Origin of the sequence: Micromonospora sp. NPDC005197 (assembly GCF_040608295.1) — a bacterium.
In the GTDB taxonomy this organism is placed as follows: domain Bacteria; phylum Actinomycetota; class Actinomycetes; order Mycobacteriales; family Micromonosporaceae; genus Micromonospora.
In genome coordinates, this window is sequence record NZ_JBEXHY010000027.1 from 12247 (window position 1) to 29684 (window position 17438).

23 protein-coding genes are annotated in these 17438 nt (G+C 68.6%); 9 read left to right on the forward strand and 14 right to left on the reverse strand.

Annotated features, from left to right (window positions below):
- Nucleotides 1–14: 14 nt before the first annotated feature.
- Together ABZU46_RS12450 and ABZU46_RS12455 are read right to left on the reverse strand one after the other, a co-directional pair.
- Nucleotides 15–1805 carry a gamma-glutamyltransferase family protein gene (locus ABZU46_RS12450; RefSeq protein WP_354856839.1) on the reverse strand — a complete coding sequence of 597 codons (1791 nt, stop codon included), beginning with the start codon at nucleotides 1803–1805 and terminating at the stop codon, nucleotides 15–17.
- A gap of 52 nt (nucleotides 1806–1857) precedes the next feature.
- Nucleotides 1858–2442 (reverse strand): TetR family transcriptional regulator, encoded by a 585-nt coding sequence (locus ABZU46_RS12455; protein WP_354856841.1) that lies wholly within the window; start codon nucleotides 2440–2442, stop codon nucleotides 1858–1860.
- A 66-nt stretch (nucleotides 2443–2508) separates the two neighbouring features.
- On the opposite strand from ABZU46_RS12455, the gene ABZU46_RS12460 reads away from it, so the two are divergent.
- From ABZU46_RS12460 to ABZU46_RS12480, 5 genes are all read left to right on the forward strand, one after another.
- Complete coding sequence (locus ABZU46_RS12460; protein WP_354856842.1) at nucleotides 2509–3204, forward strand: NAD(P)H-binding protein; 696 nt, start codon at nucleotides 2509–2511, stop codon at nucleotides 3202–3204.
- 127 nt (nucleotides 3205–3331) lie between these two features.
- Nucleotides 3332–3730 carry a YbaB/EbfC family DNA-binding protein gene (locus ABZU46_RS12465; RefSeq protein ID WP_354856845.1) on the forward strand — a complete coding sequence of 133 codons (399 nt, stop codon included), beginning with the start codon at nucleotides 3332–3334 and terminating at the stop codon, nucleotides 3728–3730.
- Complete coding sequence (locus ABZU46_RS12470) at nucleotides 3717–4037, forward strand: type VII secretion target (RefSeq protein WP_354856847.1); 321 nt, start codon at nucleotides 3717–3719, stop codon at nucleotides 4035–4037. Before ABZU46_RS12465 ends, ABZU46_RS12470 begins: the two co-directional genes overlap by 14 nt.
- Nucleotides 4034–5347, forward strand: coding sequence for a WXG100 family type VII secretion target (locus tag ABZU46_RS12475; RefSeq protein WP_354856849.1), 1314 nt, complete (start codon nucleotides 4034–4036; stop codon nucleotides 5345–5347). Before ABZU46_RS12470 ends, ABZU46_RS12475 begins: the two co-directional genes overlap by 4 nt.
- Nucleotides 5344–5736, forward strand: coding sequence for a hypothetical protein (locus ABZU46_RS12480; RefSeq protein ID WP_354856852.1), 393 nt, complete (start codon nucleotides 5344–5346; stop codon nucleotides 5734–5736). Before ABZU46_RS12475 ends, ABZU46_RS12480 begins: the two co-directional genes overlap by 4 nt.
- A gap of 139 nt (nucleotides 5737–5875) precedes the next feature.
- Here ABZU46_RS12480 and ABZU46_RS12485 read toward each other — a convergent pair whose 3' ends face one another.
- Both ABZU46_RS12485 and ABZU46_RS12490 read right to left on the reverse strand, forming a co-directional pair.
- The gene (locus tag ABZU46_RS12485) at nucleotides 5876–6226 is read right to left on the reverse strand and encodes a hypothetical protein (protein ID WP_354856854.1); all 351 of its coding nucleotides are present in this window, start codon (nucleotides 6224–6226) and stop codon (nucleotides 5876–5878) included.
- An 82-nt stretch (nucleotides 6227–6308) separates the two neighbouring features.
- Complete coding sequence (locus ABZU46_RS12490) at nucleotides 6309–6758, reverse strand: VOC family protein (RefSeq protein WP_354856856.1); 450 nt, start codon at nucleotides 6756–6758, stop codon at nucleotides 6309–6311.
- Nucleotides 6759–6869: 111 nt separating this feature from the next.
- On the opposite strand from ABZU46_RS12490, the gene ABZU46_RS12495 reads away from it, so the two are divergent.
- Nucleotides 6870–7304: a TIGR03668 family PPOX class F420-dependent oxidoreductase gene (locus ABZU46_RS12495; protein WP_354856859.1), complete on the forward strand. Its 435-nt coding sequence runs from the start codon at nucleotides 6870–6872 to the stop codon at nucleotides 7302–7304.
- A 15-nt stretch (nucleotides 7305–7319) separates the two neighbouring features.
- On the opposite strand, the gene ABZU46_RS12500 is transcribed toward ABZU46_RS12495, so the two are convergent.
- Genes ABZU46_RS12500 through ABZU46_RS12510 form a run of 3 tightly spaced genes read right to left on the reverse strand, consistent with a single transcriptional unit; the run spans nucleotide 7320 to nucleotide 8993 of the window.
- Complete coding sequence (locus ABZU46_RS12500; protein WP_354856861.1) at nucleotides 7320–8231, reverse strand: TIGR03619 family F420-dependent LLM class oxidoreductase; 912 nt, start codon at nucleotides 8229–8231, stop codon at nucleotides 7320–7322.
- Nucleotides 8232–8271: 40 nt separating this feature from the next.
- Nucleotides 8272–8538 (reverse strand): hypothetical protein, encoded by a 267-nt coding sequence (locus ABZU46_RS12505; protein WP_354856863.1) that lies wholly within the window; start codon nucleotides 8536–8538, stop codon nucleotides 8272–8274.
- A gap of 38 nt (nucleotides 8539–8576) precedes the next feature.
- On the reverse strand, nucleotides 8577–8993 hold the full coding sequence (locus ABZU46_RS12510; RefSeq protein WP_354856865.1) for a DUF2267 domain-containing protein: 417 nt from the start codon (nucleotides 8991–8993) through the stop codon (nucleotides 8577–8579).
- Nucleotides 8994–9732: 739 nt separating this feature from the next.
- Here ABZU46_RS12510 and ABZU46_RS12515 point away from each other — a divergent pair.
- Nucleotides 9733–9864: a hypothetical protein gene (locus ABZU46_RS12515; RefSeq protein ID WP_354856868.1), complete on the forward strand. Its 132-nt coding sequence runs from the start codon at nucleotides 9733–9735 to the stop codon at nucleotides 9862–9864.
- Nucleotides 9865–10069: 205 nt separating this feature from the next.
- Entirely contained in the window at nucleotides 10070–10558 is a 489-nt protein-coding gene (locus ABZU46_RS12520; RefSeq protein WP_354856870.1) for a hypothetical protein, read from the forward strand.
- Between the two features lie 81 nt (nucleotides 10559–10639).
- Here the strand turns inward: ABZU46_RS12520 and ABZU46_RS12525 are convergent, their stop codons facing one another.
- The 4 genes from ABZU46_RS12525 to ABZU46_RS12540 form a co-directional block, all read right to left on the reverse strand.
- Entirely contained in the window at nucleotides 10640–11368 is a 729-nt protein-coding gene (locus tag ABZU46_RS12525; RefSeq protein WP_354856872.1) for a CBS domain-containing protein, read from the reverse strand.
- Between the two features lie 81 nt (nucleotides 11369–11449).
- Entirely contained in the window at nucleotides 11450–12352 is a 903-nt protein-coding gene (locus tag ABZU46_RS12530) for a phospholipase D-like domain-containing protein (RefSeq protein ID WP_354856931.1), read from the reverse strand.
- Between the two features lie 86 nt (nucleotides 12353–12438).
- A complete protein-coding gene (locus ABZU46_RS12535) occupies nucleotides 12439–12690 on the reverse strand; it encodes a hypothetical protein (RefSeq protein WP_354856874.1) in 252 nt (83 codons plus the stop codon).
- Nucleotides 12687–12986: a DivIVA domain-containing protein gene (locus ABZU46_RS12540; protein WP_354856876.1), complete on the reverse strand. Its 300-nt coding sequence runs from the start codon at nucleotides 12984–12986 to the stop codon at nucleotides 12687–12689. The genes ABZU46_RS12535 and ABZU46_RS12540 overlap by 4 nt, the downstream gene beginning before the upstream one ends.
- 241 nt (nucleotides 12987–13227) lie before the next feature.
- On the opposite strand from ABZU46_RS12540, the gene ABZU46_RS12545 reads away from it, so the two are divergent.
- Nucleotides 13228–13644: a winged helix-turn-helix domain-containing protein gene (locus tag ABZU46_RS12545; RefSeq protein WP_354856878.1), complete on the forward strand. Its 417-nt coding sequence runs from the start codon at nucleotides 13228–13230 to the stop codon at nucleotides 13642–13644.
- An 18-nt stretch (nucleotides 13645–13662) separates the two neighbouring features.
- On the opposite strand, the gene ABZU46_RS12550 is transcribed toward ABZU46_RS12545, so the two are convergent.
- The 3 genes from ABZU46_RS12550 to ABZU46_RS12560 all read right to left on the reverse strand — a co-directional run bounded on the left by ABZU46_RS12550 (nucleotide 13663) and on the right by ABZU46_RS12560 (nucleotide 17438).
- Nucleotides 13663–15549 (reverse strand): DUF262 domain-containing protein, encoded by a 1887-nt coding sequence (locus ABZU46_RS12550; protein ID WP_354856879.1) that lies wholly within the window; start codon nucleotides 15547–15549, stop codon nucleotides 13663–13665.
- Nucleotides 15550–15630: 81 nt separating this feature from the next.
- On the reverse strand, nucleotides 15631–16308 hold the full coding sequence (locus ABZU46_RS12555) for a DUF6308 family protein (protein WP_354856881.1): 678 nt from the start codon (nucleotides 16306–16308) through the stop codon (nucleotides 15631–15633).
- On the reverse strand, nucleotides 16305–17438 hold the full coding sequence (locus tag ABZU46_RS12560; RefSeq protein WP_354856884.1) for a hypothetical protein: 1134 nt from the start codon (nucleotides 17436–17438) through the stop codon (nucleotides 16305–16307). The genes ABZU46_RS12555 and ABZU46_RS12560 overlap by 4 nt, the downstream gene beginning before the upstream one ends.

Sequence of the window (17438 nt, forward strand, 5' to 3'; positions counted from 1 at the left end):
CCATCCGGCGCGCGCTATCGGCCGCACGCGTAGCCCTGCATGCCTCTCGGGTTCGCGCCGGCGGCGAGCACGCCCGTGCCCGGGTCCCGGGTCACGGCGCAGAGCCGGCCCAGACTCCACGCGTCGGCGAGCCGCACCTCGTGCCCGTACGCCCGCAGGGCCCGCACCACGTCGGCGTCGAACCGGTCCTCCATGAGCAGGACGCCGGGCTCCGAGTCGCGGGGATAGAACGACGCCGGCAGGCTGACGGTGTGCCACGCGGGCGCGTCGATGGCCTCCTGCAGGTGCTGACCGCCGACGAGGTGGCGCAGCAGGAAGGGCACCTGCCACTGGTCCTGCTGGTCACCGCCGGGCGTACCGCATGCCAGGACCGGCTCTCCGTCGCGGTGCACCATTGTCGGGCTCAACGTGGTGCGCGGTCGGCGGCCCGGGGCGAGCGACGAGGGCAGCCCCTCCTCCAGCCAGAACATCTGCAGCCGGCTGCCCAGCGGAAAGCCGAGTTCCGGGATCGTGGGCGAACTCTGCAACCAGCCACCACTCGGCGTCGCGGAGATCATGTTGCCCCAGCGGTCGACGACGTCCACGTGGCAGGTGTCGCCCCGGGTCACCCCGTCCGACCGCACCGTCGGCTCGCCCGTGGTCGGGTCCGACGCGTCGACGCGGCTGCCGGCGCCGCGTCGGACGTGGGTCGGCAGGCGCGGCTGCGCCCCGTCGGGACTCCCCGGTCGCAACTCGGTCGACGCGCGGTCACCGATCAGGGCCGCCCGCTCCCGCGCGTACGCCGGGGAGAGCAGCGCCGCGGCGGGCACGTCGGCGCTGTCGCCGTACCATGCCTCGCGGTCGGCGAAGGCGAGCTTGAGCGCCTCGACCTGGGCGTGGACGCCGGCGGCGGTGGCCGTCTCGTACGCGCCGTCGTCGTCGAGCGCGTCGAGGACGGCCAGCGTCTCCAGCAGCACCGGCCCCTGGCCCCAGAACCCGGTCTTCGCCACCGAGTAGCCCTGCCAGTCGAGGGTGGTCGGGGCCTCCCAGGTCGCCGAGTAGGCGGCCAGGTCGTCGCCGGTGACCAGCCCGGCGTGCGAGCGGCCGCTGGAGTCCCGGAACGGCCGCCGGCTGAACTCGTCGATCGCCTCGGCCACGAAGCCCGTACCCCAGGCTCGGCGCGCGGCCTCGATCTGCGCCTCCCGGTCGGCGCCGGCCGCCTGCCCGGCCTCGACGAGTCGGCGCAGAGTGCGCGCGTACGCCGGGTTGGCGAACCTCTCCCCCGCCGCCGGTGGCCGGCCGTCGCGCAGCCAGAGCTGGGCGGACGTCGGCCAGTGCTCCTCGAACAGCGACCGCACGGCCGCGACGGTCTCACCGACCCTGCCTACCAGGGGGTGGCCGGCGGCGGCGTAGCCGATCGCCGGCTCCAGCACGTCGGCGAGCGCGAACGTGCCGTGCTCGCGCAGCAGCAGGAGCCACGCGTCCACCGCGCCGGGCACGGCGGCCGCGAGCGGGCCGGCGCCCGGGATGAGGTCCATGCCGAGGGACCGGAAGTGGGCGATGGTCGCGGCGGCCGGCGCCGGGCCCTGCCCGCACAGCACCTTCGGACGAGGATCCTGGGCGGTCGCCACGATGGCCGGCACCTCGCCCCCCGGGCCGTTGAGGTGGGGCTCGACCACGTGCAGGACGAACCCGGCGGTCACCGCGGCGTCGAAGGCGTTGCCGCCGCGTTCCAGGACCCCCATCGCGGACTGGCTGGCGAGCCAGTGCGTCGACGACACCATGCCGAAGGTTCCCTGCAGGGTCGGCCGGGTGGTGAACGCCATGACAACACCTCACTCGTGTCCGCGGCCCGGAGCGTACGTCGTGCGCGGCGGGTCAGGGCCGGCGGGGCCGGGCGTGCAGGGCCGCCCGCAGCGCCGGACCGAAGACGCGCCGGACGTCGGCAGGGGACAGTGCGCCGATCGAACGGATCGGGTTCAGGTACCGCGTGAAGATCAACCCTCCGAGTACGCCGACGGCGGCGGTGGCGCGTCCGGTCGCGTCGGGGCCGCCGAGAAATTCAGCGATGCGGAGGCGCAGCTCACCGTCCAGGTAGTCACGCAGGGCGCGCATCGTGTCGTCGTCCCGCACCGCCATCCGGTTCTCGGCGGGCACGCTGGCGTCCCACAGACCGGTGACCGAGTCGAGCAGGCGGTCGGCCAGGCCGGCCTGGTCACCCCGCAGAGCCTGGTCCAGAGCGGCGGGGTCGACGCAGAGCAGATTCAGCGACTGGCTGAAGAGGCCCTGCTTGGAGCCGAAGTGATAGCTGATGAGCGCCGGGTCGACCCCCGCGGCGGCGGCGACCGCCCGCACTGTCGTACCCGGGTAACCGTGCTCGCGGAACAGGTCGCGGGCGGCCTCCGCGATGCGGGCCCGGGTATCGGGATTGCCGCGGGGCCGACCCCGCGTTTTATTCAACACGGTTGAATAATGCGCTCCTGCGGTGGCACGGTCAACACCGTCACCACAGCAACGAGAAGTGCACCCATGCGTACCGTCGTCTTCGGCGCCACCGGACCCACCGGCCGCCAGATCACCGAGCAGGCCCTGGCCGCCGGCCACGAGGTCGTCGCGGTCACCCGCCGCCCCCACGCCGTCCGGCCTCGGGCCGGCCTCACCGTCGTCGGCGCCGACGTCGCGGACCCCGACGCGGTCGACCGGGTCGTAGCCGGCAGCGACGCCGTCCTGTCCAGCCTGGGCGTGCCGCTCACCCCGAAACCGATCACCGTGTACTCGCGGGGCAACGCGCACATCATCGCGGCGATGCACCGCCACGGCGTGCAGCGGCTCGTCACGGTCAGCTCCAGCGTCCTGGACCCGACCTGGCGGCCGGCCGGCGAGTTCTTTTTCAACAACGTGCTGGATCCACTGTTCAACCGCCGGGTGGGCCGTACCGCCCACGAGGACATGCGCCGGATGGAGTCGCTCGTACGCGAAAGCGACCTGGACTGGACCATCGCCCGCCCGTCCGGCCTGTTCGACCACCCCACCGCGACGCGCTACGAGGTGGCGGAGAACGTCGCGGACGGCCTGTTCACGGCACGCGCGGACCTGGCGGCGAGCATGCTGGCGCAGTTGACCGACGACCGGTTCGTCCAGCGGGCAATGGCGGTGATCACCACCGAGGTCCGGCCGAGCATCGCAGGTCTGCTCGGGCGCGAGGCCGTCGCCAAAAAGAAGTGACGCCCTCCGGAGCGACTCGCACGAGGACGCCGCCCAATATCCGGGCATGCACACAGCGCCACCGGTTGGTAGCGTACCGGTGATCTCGCCGGCGGCGGCCGGCGGTGGTCCCCTGGGGAGGGTCAGCATGTGGGCGGACGACGCTGCGCTCGACGCGGCGGGACGCCGGCTCGACGAGTGGGAGTCGTCGCTCGCCGAACGGGCGGAACGGGCGAAGACGCTGTCAGCGAGGATGCAGGATCTGACCGGCAGCGCCCGCAACGCCGACGGGACGGTTGACGTCACCGTCGACTCGGCTGGCCTGCTGATCGACCTACGGCTCGACGAGCGCACCCGGCAACAATCCGCGGCGCGCACCGCCCAGCAGATCCTCGACACCACGAGAGCCGCGCGCACCGACCTGCTGCGGCAGGTGGCTGACGTAACCGCGGAGTCCCTCGGCGATGACCCGAGCGCCCGGGCCATCATCGACTCGTACCGCAGTCGGCTGGGCCACGACCAGGGGCCGAGCGATGCCCGCCGGTGACGGCATCCAGGTCGACCCGGACGACCTGACCGCCCACGCCGCACGCCTCGACCGCTGCGCCAGCAGCCTCGACACCGCCCAGCAGGCGGGCCAGAACGTCCGGCTGGGCGGTGTCGCGTACGGGCAGCTCTGCGCGATGCTGCCGATGCTGCTCGACGGCCTGCAACGCACCCTTGTCGACGGGATCGGGTCCGCCGCCGGGTCGGTGCGGGACACCGCCGGCAGGCTGCGGACCGGAGCGGACCGCTACCGACACTCCGACGCCCACGCCAAGCACCAGCTCGACGGGGTGCGGCAGCGCCCGTGACGTCCAACCCGCTCGTCGCCGCCGCAGCGGACACCCCGCCCAGCGCCTGGGCGGGTGTGTGGATCTGCGAGGATATCGAACTCATCGCGCAGGGCGTCCGCAACGGCAGTTGGATCGACGGCAGCCTCGGTGTGGTGAGTGCCGGCCTGGACGCCCTCGCCTTCGTCTCCGACCCGGTCGGCGCCCTGCTGCAATACGGGATCGCCTGGCTCATCGAGCACGTCAAGCCGCTCAGCGAGGCGCTCGACTGGCTCGCTGGCGACCCGGCGCAGATCACCGCACACGCCCAGACCTGGCACAACGTCGCCGCCTCGCTCCGCGAGGAAGCAGCCGAACTGACCCGCGCCGTCCGCGACGACGTCGCCGGCTGGGGCGGCAGCGCCGGCCCCGCCTACCGCGCCTGGGCCGCCGAACAACAGCAGGCGATCACCGGCCTCGCCCAGGGCGCCGACACCATGGCCGCGATCACCGAGGGCTCCGCCGGCCTGGTGGCCGCCGTCCGGCTCCTGGTCCGCGACGCCATCGCCGCCTGCGTCTCCCGCCTCATCACGTACGCGGGCGAACTCGTCGTCACCGGCGGACTGGCCACACCGCTGGTCGTGGAACAGGTCACGACGCTGGTGGCGTCGTGGGGGGCACGGATCGCGCGGTTGTTGCGGGGGCTGCTGGCCAGCCTGCGACGGCTCATCCCGGAGGTACGCCGGCTCGGCGACCTCATCGACAAGCTCAAGCAGGCGCTGGGGCGACTCACCCGGCTCGGGCCTTCGGACCGGATGGGACAGCGACGTGACTGGGCCGATCCGAGGACGCGGCCGCTGCCGCCAGAACGGACCCCCGATTCCTGCCTCTCCGCTGGCGACCCGGTCTACCACTCCGATCACTCGACCGGCGTCGGCTACGACGATTTGACGATGCGAAACTTTGACAAGGTGCGACCGCTGGATGGGCACCATGACGTCATCGTGCACGGCACCGACCAGGGATACTTTGTCCCAGGCAAGGTTTCAGCAGACGGAGCGCACATGGACGGAAACGCCACCGACGCGGCCCAGATCGCCGCCGCAGTTCGGGAAAATCCCGCCTACGACGGCGGTCCCGTCCGTTTGGTGTCCTGCTACGCCGGCACCCTCAAGCCTGACCTCGACGGGATACCACTCGGTCAACAGGTCGCCGACGAACTCGGAGTCAACGTGCTCGCGCCAACGGCCCGGGTGGGGACCCAGCGATGGGCTGCTGAACCTCAGCCGCCAGTCGTCGAAAGCGGCGGTTCCTGGGAGGTCTTCGTACCGCAAGCGAGGGGGCACCAATGAAGACTGTGGGGTTCTTCAAAGAACTAGGAGCCAACCCGACCGAGGTCTACGTGGAGAGCATCCACTCGCACGTCAACGCGGAGCCGCTCCCCGATGCCGCCCGGATCGAAGACTACCTACGCCACGGGCATGGCCTCATCGACGTCATGGGCGCGGAGATCGACGTCCTCGGCAGCGGCCGACACCTTGTCGGGGGCGCCTCGGTGTTGACGGACGGCGAATGGTTGTGGCGCGACGACCTACGCTTCTACCTCACTACATACCAGGTGAGCCTGCCGACGGAATTCCTCAGGACAGTGCGGGGCAATGACTACCAGGTGCCCGATCTCCGAGGGGATCAGCTGAGGTTGGTGGGCGAGGAAGCGACCCGAATTCTCGGATACCACTGACGCTTCAACCGGCTTCGTCTCGCAGGGCAGCAGACAACGCCAGCCAATCTGGAGCTACTACTCGTCGGTCTCGGGGACCCACCGCGTCTGCCTCGACGGGCCGATCATGCGTTGTTCTGGTGTGAACTGCCCGCCAGGTTCAGCGGGGGCGACTCAGCCACTCCCAGGCGCGGCGGAGGCCCACCTGCACCGGGTCGTCACCCGCGGCCTCGGCCCTTCTGGCCGGCGTGTCCTCGCCCGGCTCGTGCATCTCGGCACCGGGTACCGACAGCACGACCCCCCGCTCGTACAGGTCGGCGATCTGCTCCCGGTGGGCAAAGCTGTGGGACTGGTCCGGCCCGGGCGGTGCCACGATGACGCCGTGGAAGATGTCGTTCGGTTCGTCGGTCGGCACGTGCTTGACCACGCCGACGGGTGCCGAGTCGACGTCGTAGACCCGGGTGCCGACGCGAAGCGCGAGGTACGAGACCTTCGCGCCGAGATCCTCCACGACGTTGACGGTACCCGCCGCCTGATCACCAGGGGCCCGATCACGATGGCTGGTCCGGGCTGGGTTCCCCGGTGTCGGTCGCTCAGGCGGCGGCTGCTCGACCCATCCCGGCGAGGATCCCCGTGCCCTGGCCGAGCTCGATCAGATAGCCGTCCGGGTCGCGCAGGTAGCACCGGATCTCGACGCCATGATCCTTGGGCTCGGTCAGGAACTCCCCACCCCGTGACCGCCACTGCTCGTAGACCGCCCGGACGTCGGTGACCCGGACGTTCATCGCGCTGCTGAGCGTGTTCGGATCCGGCGGCGCCTTCGCCTGCACACCCGGCTTGTCGTCGGTCGGACCACCCTCGTCGTTGATCACGATGTAGCTGTTGTGGAACCGCAGGATCGCCGGCTGGCGTTCCCGCACCACCGTCGCGCCCAGCACCCGCTGGTAGAACTCCCGGGAACGGTCCACGTCCCGCACGATCAGCAGGTGCCTGAGCACCAGCCCAGCCTCGGGCTGGAAGTAGTCGGGCGCCTCGCTCGCCATCACGCCTCCCCCGAGGTTCAGGTCGGCAGGGCATACCCGCCTGCAGCACCGACACGCCTCCACGGCAACAACGAGTCACCATGACGGGTGTCGGCTGTTACCGTCGGGCCCGTGCCCGCCGACGAAATCCGGCATCGGGTCCAGTCGGCCAGGGTGGCCCGGCTGACCACCGTCCGGGCGGATGGGCGTCCCCACCTGGTGTCCGTGTGCTTCGTCCTGCTCGACGATGTCGTCTACCACGCCGTGGACGAGAAGCCCAAGCGCCACCGGCGGCTACGCCGGGTGGAGAACATCCGGGCGACGGGGCATGCCTGCCTGCTCATCGACGAGTACGACGAGGACTGGTCGCGGCTGTGGTGGGTCCGGCTGGACGGGCACGGTCGGCTGGTGGAGGACCGCGCGGAGGAGGCCGCGGCCCGCGCGGCGCTGGCCGACAAGTACCCGCAGTACGTCCAGCGGCCACCAGCCGGGCCGGTGATCGCGATCGCGGTGACCGGCTGGTCGGCGTGGTCCGCGGCGGACGCGGCAGCCGACCCGGCCGGGTGAGCGCCGACCGGGGTGTCAGTGGGTCGGAGCGAGGGCGTCGAGCACCTCGTCGGCCCGGCGCAGTGACGCCTGCGCGTCGGCGCGGGGTGAGCCGATCTCCGGATCGAAGTTGAGATCGACGAACACTTCCGTGATGCCGGCTTCGGCGAGTCTGCCAAGATCCCACCGGATCTGCTCGAGCGTGCCGGTGAGCGGCGCGCGCCCGGGCGGGCTCGTCGGGCGTACGCGGACCGCGCCGCGGCAGACGAAGCGCAGTGCGCCGGGATCGCGGCCGGCCTCCGCCGCGGCGGCCTTGACGGTCGCGACCGCCTCGCCGATGCCTGTCAGGTCCGCCTGGCTGCCACTGACCCAGCCGTCGGCGAGCCGGCCGGCCCGGCGCAGCGCGGCGGACGCCTGGCCGCCGAGCAGGATCGGCGGGTGTGGCCGCTGCACGGGTTTTGGCTCCAGGCGCGTCGGCGGGATCTGGTAGAACTCGCCGCGATGCTCGGCGACGCCGTCCTGCCAGAGAGCGCGGAGAACTGCCAGGAACTCCTCGGCCCGATGGCCCCGCCGATGCTTGCTCACCCCCGTCGCCTGATACTCCAAGTCCGCCCAGCCGAGGCCGAGTCCCACGTCGAGCCGTCCGCCGGCGAGGATGTCGAGGGTCGCGGTCTGCTTGGCCAGCAGCACCGGAGAGAAGAACGGCATGTTGAGCACCGCGACGCCGAGCCGGATCCGCGTGGTGTGGGCCGACAGGAACGCCAGCGTGGTCAGCGGGTCCTGGACGCTGTGGTAGGTCTCGCTCCACGCGAGGTCGGCGGGAACCAGGAGCCGCTGGAACGTCCAGAGCGAGTGGTACCCGAGCTGCTCGGCGCGGCGGGCGACGTGGACCATGTTCTCCGGTGTGGCCCACGAGCCGGAGACGGGCGGGGCGAATCCAACCTCCACCCGCGCACCGTACCCGGATCGGGCCAGGAAATGGCTCGGTTCAGGCCCCGACGCTGCGGCCCACCGGACGCAGCAGCCGCCGGAAGTCCTTTGGCAGTTCGGATTCCAGGTTCTCGAGGTCTCTCGCGCTCACCGCCTCGCGCAGGGTCGTCAACACGGCGCGGGCGCCCTCAGCGGTCCGCTCGTCCCTCCCACCACTGACCCCTTCCGCCACGGTCGTCAGCGTGGCTCCGACGACGTTCGCCGCCTCCGCCGCCGGCATTCGGGCCCGCTTCCCCACCGCTTCGAGAAATTCGGCGTCGTTCACCAGTGACCAGTTGGGGTGCGTCGCGGGGTCCGTGCGTGCTACCCGCGGCGCTGCCGGCCACCGGCGCCCACCGGTTCGATCACCTGCCGGAACTCCTTCGGAAGCTGGGCCATCGCGTCCTCGAACTCGTCACGGGAAACAGCCTCACGAAGCGTGGTGAGCACCGCGCGGACCCCGGCACCGGCGAGCGCACGGTCGACGGCCGGTTGGTCCGCCACCCGCCGCACGAACTCGTCAAGCCCGAACGGCTGGGCATGTTCCTGCCTTCTGAGCGGTGGGGGTTTGCGCAGGTGATCGTCGAGCCCGTCGGGAAGCTGATAGGCAAGGTCCTCAGCCTGGCCGGCGCTGATCCGATCTGCCAATGTCTCCAACGTCGCGCTGGTAAGCGTCGCCGCCTGATCGGTCGACACCTTCAGCCGCGTGGCCACTGCGTTGATGAAATCATCGTATTCCACCTGATTCTCCTCTCCTGCCCGATCGCCGTCGAACCGTCAGTTAGGTGCGCCCCTGACCTCAATGCGCCGCGTTTCGGTTCGGTGCGTCTTGCCCACGCGTAAGGGTCAACACCCTGCCCAGGAAGACCGCGTCGACGCTGTTCGGGTCGATGTCGCCTGATGGCGTCACGACGTGTTCGAACTGGCTGGCCCCTGGGTTCCCGCCGACGGAGAAAGGATTCCCTGGCGTTCCCGCTCGTTGAGCGTCCCGTGATACCCAACTGGTTGTCGCGCAGCGCCCTGGCACCTCGACAGCCTGCGGGAACCGGGGGCGACCGTGCCTCATCCGGATCGGGCGAATCAGGAGTGGTGGTTTCACCACCACCGCAGTTGCGTCCCCTACGTCATCGTCGACCGATTCCGTCTGCTCGGCCCCGAGTCGGCCCACGTCGGCCGGCTGCAGGACTCAACGAGTTCGGGGTGCACAACTTCGCCCTCTACCTGATGCACGACGACAAGGACAAGACCCTCAGCGCGTACGGCAAAGATGTGATCACGCACGTCTAGGAGGTGGGCTGCACCCTGCGGCGGCGGGAGCGGCGCGGTGCGGCCCTGACCGCCAGGGATAGCTTCGCCCAATATTCATGCCCGGCATGATCAACCCGCACGCGGGCCCTGACGATGACGGGGTCGTGGTGGCTGCGGCATGTGCCGGTGTGGACGTGGTGAGCAACAACATGTACGCCGGCTGCTCATCGACATGGACAAGGGCACCGGGAACTTCGCCACCGCCGGCGATGTGGAGGCCGAGCAGACGATCCTCGGCGTCATCCGTGCCGCTCGGCGCAATGATGCGGTGCTCGGCGAGGAAGGCGGGCAGCGGGGCCGGTGACCCTCGAACGCGCGAGCCGGCTGGACGAGCAGCCCGACTGCGAGCTGGTTGTCGGCGGCGGTGAACTGCGCGAAACGCTGTCGGACATGGGCGTTTCTCCAGGTGGCGAGGCCAGGAGGGCCAGCCTAACGGTCACCCGACCGGTGGAGAGGGCCCGGACGGTAGGCTGATCTTGGTGGGTGTCCCCTGGGGCAGGATGTGCGCCATGACAACGCACCACCAGCACCTGGTTTACGGCCACGCCACCAATCACGACTGCCTCGCCTTCATCGACGCCGCTACCGCCGCCGGGGAGGCCGCGGAGATCAGGGCACTCGCCACCGCGCGGACCTGGGGCGAGGCTCGACGGGTCCAGATGACCCACCTGTCGCACCCCGCCGGCCCCGACTGCTACGAGCCGGAGGACGGGTACGGCGACGACGCGCCCTTCCACATCACCGAGGTGGGCGCGCTCGTGGAAGGGTACTGGCCCCCGATGGTCACGACGCGCGCGCTCGACGTGCTGCCGCAGGACCTGCGGGACCGGTACGCCAAACTCGTCCTCACGGTTCACAACGGTGAGTACCTCGATATTCCTACGGACTGTGAGGCCGAACTGGTTGCGGAACTGCGTGAACTCGGCTACGAGGTGACCCGCGACGACGAGCTGATCAACCTGCTCGACGGCGTCAACCTGGGCTCCCTCGCGGGCTGACCCTCGTCGATTCAGTTGCGGTGCCGCTGGTCGGCCTCCTAGGTACCGAACCAGCGGCGCATCCGTTTCGCCTACGGATGCTCACGTAATGGCGAGGGCGGCCGTCAGCAGCGGAAGGTCGTAGGGGGCGATCAGCCGCAGCGGCTTGTCCGTCGTCCGGCCGTTCTCAGTGATGATGAGCGCCGTGCTCAACTGGCCGGCCTGCCTTCCACTGCTCAGCCGGTCGATCGCCTCCACCACGGTGATCGCTCGCGGCACCAGAACCGCGTTCTCGCCTGGCTCTGCGAACTTCAGCACGTGGCTGACCGGTTCTTCCTCGGCGATGCCCGTGTTCCTGGTCAATTGGTCGGCCAGCCATCGAGCTATGGCATTAGTGGTCAGGACACCGGCGTAGCCGTCGCTGTCGTACACGGGCAGCTGCGAGAACCCGAGCGTCCGAACCACGTCCAGCGCGGTGCCTACCGGGTCGCTCGGACGCACCGTGCGTACCTCGCCGCGAGGCAGAACGTGCAGCGCCCGCGGTGGTTCGAGCATCTGCTGCCGGAGCCGCTCGATCTCCTGGACAACGGCCTCGACCGGCTCCGCGATCGGTCGACCACCGTAGTAGGTGCCGTGGCTGATCGCGTTCCGCAGTGAGGCGAACGCGACTAAGGCGCTCTTGTGTTGACTTGGAAGTCGCTTCTTCTCGGCGTATTCCCGAGCGAGCTGTGTGAAACTGATGCGCTCGTCGGCCTTGAGGTGGCCCCTGATGTGCTTCTCAATGTCATTGAACGCCGCGAGAAACCGCGAGCCGAGCGTCGTGATCGTCACCGGGCGGAGCCTGCCACAGGCCAGGGCGTGCACCGGGACGGCCTACGGTGCTGTTCACCTACTCACATGCCAAGGCGCTCATCACGACCGCGCCGGAAGCTTCGGCAGCTTGAACAACTCACGAAGCGCTTCACGCTGCGGTGAATCCATCCGCACCCAGTCCCCCTCGCGCAGCTTCGCTGGGGTGCTGTCGAGAGCGGCCGCCACCTCGCCCAGTGTTCGACGGACGCAATCCCGGTCGGTGCGGTAGAAGCCCATGGCCGCTCCCCCACGGCGACGGCGATCGAGAAACCTGACCAACTGAACGCTGCGCGGACGGATGAGTAAGACCATGTCAGGCTGCACAAGCGAACTCGTGTCCGTCGCGGACTCGCTGATGGCGATCGTGCCGTACCTGCCCCTGCCCCCGGCAACCCTGTGCATCCGATAGCCCGCCTGCGCGAGCGCGGTTTCCTCGTCAGTCCACTCGACGCTTTCCTCCGGGCCAACCCAGACGTCGTACGGCTCGTTCGGTTCGAACGGTGGATCCGGATTCCACAGCACCGGGCCACCAGCGGCACGCACCGGCACCGTGTCCGCCCAATCGAGCCAAGCCTCGTCGACCTCGAATGCATCGGCAGCCATCTCGTCGATGAACTCCCGAGCACTGACGACGACTGCAGCTTCGGTGCTCTGGATCGCCGCCTCGACCGTACGGTCGTTGTGGGCACGCAGCGAAAGGTTGGCCGAACCCACAAAGGCGGTCCGACCGATGACGAAGACCTTCGCGTGCAGGGTCTCATGGGCATAGAGCAGGACACCCTGCTCATACCAGCTCCGCAGCAGACGAGCGGAGGTAGCGCCGCTGGCGATTGCGTTCCTGCTGCCGTTGACGACGATCAGGTCGCCTGCTTTCACCGGCAGCAGGTCGGCCGCCCCGTCACCCGCGTAGGCGACGGCAGCCCTGACCTTCCTGCCCTCGGCCTTCTGGCAGATCGTGTGCATCACCTGGCTCGCTATGAATTGCACACCGCATCATGGCCCGCCTGTACGGCCGTGTCCATGGTGGTCCGTCGCAGGCATCGCTCCAGTCACCGGCGTAAGCGGCGGGAGCAGTCGCCGTCGTGTCCGTCGCGCAGGAGGCAGCGCCGGCCACCAGGCATCAGCAGGTCGCAGAAGACCCGGTGGCGCAGGAACTGCTGGTCCTCCTCGGAGACGGTCGTCTCCCCCGGGTCGGCCATCGGCAGCACCAGCATCCACCGGCCGATGACCCGGGCCAGGCGTTGCGCGGCAGACAGGTCGGTGGCAACGACGGGCAGGTGGATGACGTACCGCTGGCTCATTGGGCGTGGCCCCGCTCGTTGCGGGCGCCGGCCTGGTCGGCCTGCCGGCGACGCAGGCCGGCCTTGATCCGGGCCGTCTCGAGGCGGCTCTCGGCGAGAGCAGCGTAGACGGCGGCCATGTCGACGGCGACCCGGTCGAGGAAGGCGTACACGTCGTCGGGGTTCAGCCCGCGACGCCCGAGCCCGGTCGGTGCGAAGCGGCGCTCGCGCACCTGCCACGGCAGCAGACTGGTGTGCGTCGAGGAGCGGATGGTCGCTCCAACCTCCCGTGCCGGTCGTTGGTTACGGGCGCTCATCTACTCGACCTGCCTTCCCTTTGATGGAGGGTGGGCCCGTGTTCACACCGCTTGCGCGAACCCACCCGGCCTGCCACCACAGCGTCGACTGGCAGCACGGCAGCGGGGTTGCTGCACGGCGTCACTCGACCGGGCTATAGATCCCCGTCCCGCGTTGAGCTTCCGCCGCCTTGATGAATATACGTACAGGGGCACAGGGGCACAACCACCACGACCCACGGGGGGACAAGGCTTACCAGGCATGACCGTCGATCCGCGCTCACACACGCCCGTTTACGTGCAGGTCGCTGACCTGTTGCGGAGACGGATCGAGTCCGGTGAGCTGGCGCCTGGGGTGTCGCTGCCGAGCGAATCGCGGCTGACACAGGAGTACGGCATTGGCCGTGAGGCGGTCCGGATGGCAATGTCGATCCTGCGTTCCGAAGGGCTGGTCAGCACGGTCCGCGGGCACGGAACGCGGGTACGACGTGCGCCTGAGCGGCAGCAGATGGAGTTGCCGGCCGGCGCGTCGGTCGTCGCTCGAATGCCGACGGGCCAAGAACGGAATGAGCTGCACCTGGACGAAGGCGTCCCGGTGCTGGAGATCCGCCACGGCAAGGGCGAGATGGAAGTCAAACCCGGCGACCAGGTCGAGCTGATGCGCCCGACCGAGAGTTAGCCACAGCAGCCGGACGAGTTAGCGGTCGTCCTCGTTGGCGTCGTCTGTGTCCTGCGGATCGTCGTCCTCCTCCGCGAAGGCCTCGGGTGCCTCCCCACCCCCGGTCAACTTCCCCGCATCAACGTCCCGCTGCGCCTGCTTGCCCATGGCCGTCTCCACCAGCTCCAGCAGAGCTCGCCGACGCGCAAGGAAGAAGGCGTCGAAGTCAGCGGCCCTCAGTGCCTTGGTGTCAATCAGGTGCGCACCGATGATGGCATCAAGTTCATCGGAGCCGATGGCGGCGGCACCTTCGAGCTTCGGCACGTAGGCCGCAGGAGAGGCTCCCCCGATGAAACGGTTGGTCTTCCCGGCCAGCGGCGTCTTGTTGATGATGCTCTCCCGGAGATTGCGCGGGATCTTGTTGTCGTCGCACCACTTCTTTGGAAAAACGTGATGGATGTCGACGTCGAGAGCGACGTACTGCGTATGGTCGAAGGTCTGGTGGAATCTCCAGTCCTTGGCACCCCCCGCCATCAGGAGTGCGTGCAAGCCCTTGTACGCGGCGGACTGCCGAGTTCGCAGAGACAGCAGCCGGGACTCAGCGAACGTCGCTCCCGACACGGTGCCCGGAAGCTCGGGGGCGGTGTCCGGGGACGTCACGGCTCGCGCCCAGGCCGGGACCTGGTCAACGTCGCGCGCGAAGCGGGTTTCCGTGGCGCCTCCGTAGAGCTCGCCGAGGATGCCGCACCAGAACCACTGGCGTAAACGGCTGCGAACCCCGTGGATGGTCGCAGCCTCGCCGAGGATCACGCGGATCACTGCCAGAGGCACCAGTTGAGTCGGGTAGGGGATGTCGCGCGCCCGGTGGATGTGTTCGTCCCGGAGGAACTGCGCAACCCACACCAACGCCTCCCGCACCTGCTCAGCCCAAGCCAGGTATTGACTGAGCTCAAGCCGCAGCACGTCTTCCTTCCGAGCGGAGGTGAACGACGACCCGTGAGCGGTCACGAGCAGGGTGATGGCTTGGAGGAAATCCGTGTTGCGGATGCCCCTCAGGACGGGATGGGCGGAGATGATCTCCTCGGTGAGCTGCCAGTCGTCCTTCAGCCGGAAGTCGTCCCCGTGCTGGTGGAAGTAGGCGGCGTCACCAGCGAAGGTCGCCGTCAACAACTCGAAGACGTTGAGGGGAAGGCCACCCGTGTTGACCTTCTCGAAGACGGTGGCGACCGCTCCCTTGGTCGTCGACTTGTCCAGCTCAATGGCAGGGATCTCGTAGCTCTGCATTGGCGTGAGGATCTCGCCTTGGAAGCGCTGGATGAGCGCTCGTCGCGCCGCCGCTTCACCCGTTTCTCCGGGAAAGTTCCACAACCAGTCGAGTTGACCTGGCGAGTCGTAGATCAGGCGGAACGGGAAGTAACCGTGTTCGCGCTCCTTCTCCGGCGTGGACACGTCGAGGCGAATGTCCTTGCCGAAGTTGGTCCGCTCGATCCCGTCGCCCGGCAGGACCACCACCGCCTCGTCCCGGCGAGCCGGGTCCTTTAAGGCTCGGGTGATGTCGATGTAAAAGCGTCGCTGAACCTGCTTCTTCCGGGCATCCTCGGTGTCGACAACACCCGGGCCGGTCAGGGACTGGTAGAGCGACGTCAAGCGCTGCTGCCCGTCGAGTAGGAGCAAATCTGGCTCCACCTTACTGGACATCGGAGGAGTTCCCTCGATCGCCTTTGGCTTGAACCGCACCTGGTCGTTGCCGGTTTGAAGCAGCATCAGCACGCCGAGCGGGTGGCCCAGAGTCACCGTGACGAGCAGGGATCTGATGCGCTCCTCGTCCCACTTGTAGCCGCGCTGGAAGTCCGGAAGCTGGATGCTGCCGCTGCCGGCCTGCTCCAGCAGCTTGGACAACTTGTACTGTGGCGTCTGGAATCCCACGGTGCTCCCTGCAACGATCAGTTGACAATTTCGTCAGGCTATGAGACCGGCTTCGACCCCAGCGCCCACTAGCGGTCGGTTTTAGGGAAGTTGAATGCCTCGGCATCGGTAGCCGGTGTGCTCGTCGCGGTGACGCATCCAGATCACCACGTCGAGAACTCTGAGCAAAGTGATGGCGTCCGCAGGCAATCCAGCACGCCTTCGGAGGTCGAAAAGGCGGCTGGCGAGCGTCGCTTCCTGCTCCAACAGACGACCGTGCAGCCAGCGCCAGAAGTTTCTGCGAGTCCGGAAAGCACATGCGACGATCTCATCGTAGACCGGTACGAGCAAGGGCCGCTTGCGCGCGAGTAGTTTCCCAGCCACGACCCAGCCAATGCCGTCCGCCTTCCGCAATAACCGCCAAGCCCGGTCAGCTCGTCCTCGCTCTTCGATGTATTGGCTCGCGTCAGGGTGCCCCAGGGATACGTGCGTCGGTATGCCCCGCAACTCGGCCGTTACGGCCTTCCCCAGCGCCCCTTGCAAGAGATCGAGAGAGGTATGCGGCGGCACTCGAACGCTGAGCAGTTCGACCGCGACCAGATCCTCCGCGGTGATGACGTCGCGGGTTTCCGCTCGGTCACCGCCGCCCCCGAGCCGTTCGAACTGTCCGCCGGTGAACGGCGAACGACCATCGACCCCGAAGTACCGGCGCAGATCGTTGACAGATTGCGGCTCGTCCAGGACTGTGAGAATCTGCGCGAGGGTGAGCGGCTGTCTCACGCCTCCCCCTCGGTTGCCACACGGCGTCGGATCTCCTTGAGGGTCACCATGTCACCGGCTCGGGCATCCTCTGCCGACCAGAAGTCGAGCCCATCGGTGGCCCGCCGGGTCGCGGTGATCGACGACCCATACACGTCGATCTTCACCGCCTCCCCAGCCGCGCTCGGGGATCCGAGGACCCGGCCCTCGTAGCGGATGCTGCCGTCAATGAGTACCTCGGCGACGTACTGCTTGCCCAGATACTTCCCGTATAGCTTGCTGCCCGGACGCAACCTCCCAGCCCTGATCAGGTCGATCACCTTGAGCGCGCGTTCTGCGCTGGTCACCGGCCGCTTGAGCGGACGCCCTTTGGCCGAACCGGGTGGCGTCAGCTGCTGAGGCACAGTAGGGGTGGCCGATGGACGCACGACGTGCACCGGTTCAGTTACGGGGACAGGACTGACTTTGGTCGGTGCAGCGGACGACGGAAAATCGAAGGTGGCACGGGCTCGGATGAGACTGGACCGGACCTCGTCCCTGCTAAGCCTGGGCAGGCGCCGATCGAGCATCGCCACCAGCTCCGCCGCAGGCTCCCCGTCACCGAAAAGTTCGAGCAACTCCCCGTGGACCTGGCGATCGACGAAGTAGCCCTTCCACAACTCCTCAATGCGGTTGTCACGCATGTTGCCCTTGCTGAGCAGCGACAGCAGGTCTACCGCATCGTCGAGGCCCTCCTCGATACGGACCGCGCGGAACAGCTTGTGCTCGATGGGCACTGGCGCGTGGGCGTTGTAGATCCGCCACTCGGCGCCGTCGGTCAGCGCCACCCACTCGACGCCGGCAACCGCGGCATAACTGATGGTCTGGTTGGCCCACCGCGGATCGTCGAGGTTCTCCCCGAGGCCCTTCGCTTCGATGAACAGGCGTGGTGTTCGCAGCAGAAGGAGGGCATAGTCGACCGGGTTGTCGGGACCGCGTCGACGATACTCACGGTGCACCTCGTCTGGGTCAAACAGGTCCCAGCCGAGCGCTCCGATGACTGGTTCAATCAGCCCGGCCTTGGTGTTTTGCTCACCAATGCGCTGGTGTTGACGGCGGAATCGCGCCACCCGTTCGACGCACTTCTTCAGCGCGTCTTCCAGCTCCAACAT

Bases quoted from the DNA above. Each gene is read 5' to 3' on its own strand.
- ABZU46_RS12460 (WP_354856842.1), top strand. From the start codon at position 2,509: ATGCGTACCGTCGTCTTCGGCGCCACCGGACCCACCGGCCGCCAGATC.
- ABZU46_RS12490 (WP_354856856.1), bottom strand. From the start codon at position 6,758: ATGGCGAGCGAGGCGCCCGACTACTTCCAGCCCGAGGCTGGGCTGGTG.
- ABZU46_RS12465 (WP_354856845.1), top strand. From the start codon at position 3,332: ATGTGGGCGGACGACGCTGCGCTCGACGCGGCGGGACGCCGGCTCGAC.
- ABZU46_RS12520 (WP_354856870.1), top strand. From the start codon at position 10,070: ATGACAACGCACCACCAGCACCTGGTTTACGGCCACGCCACCAATCAC.
- ABZU46_RS12560 (WP_354856884.1), bottom strand. From the start codon at position 17,438: ATGTTGGAGCTGGAAGACGCGCTGAAGAAGTGCGTCGAACGGGTGGCG.
- ABZU46_RS12450 (WP_354856839.1), bottom strand. From the start codon at position 1,805: ATGGCGTTCACCACCCGGCCGACCCTGCAGGGAACCTTCGGCATGGTG.
- ABZU46_RS12530 (WP_354856931.1), bottom strand. From the start codon at position 12,352: ATGCACACGATCTGCCAGAAGGCCGAGGGCAGGAAGGTCAGGGCTGCC.
- ABZU46_RS12480 (WP_354856852.1), top strand. From the start codon at position 5,344: ATGAAGACTGTGGGGTTCTTCAAAGAACTAGGAGCCAACCCGACCGAG.
- ABZU46_RS12515 (WP_354856868.1), top strand. From the start codon at position 9,733: ATGGACAAGGGCACCGGGAACTTCGCCACCGCCGGCGATGTGGAGGCC.
- ABZU46_RS12540 (WP_354856876.1), bottom strand. From the start codon at position 12,986: ATGAGCGCCCGTAACCAACGACCGGCACGGGAGGTTGGAGCGACCATC.
- ABZU46_RS12535 (WP_354856874.1), bottom strand. From the start codon at position 12,690: ATGAGCCAGCGGTACGTCATCCACCTGCCCGTCGTTGCCACCGACCTG.
- ABZU46_RS12545 (WP_354856878.1), top strand. From the start codon at position 13,228: ATGACCGTCGATCCGCGCTCACACACGCCCGTTTACGTGCAGGTCGCT.
- ABZU46_RS12470 (WP_354856847.1), top strand. From the start codon at position 3,717: ATGCCCGCCGGTGACGGCATCCAGGTCGACCCGGACGACCTGACCGCC.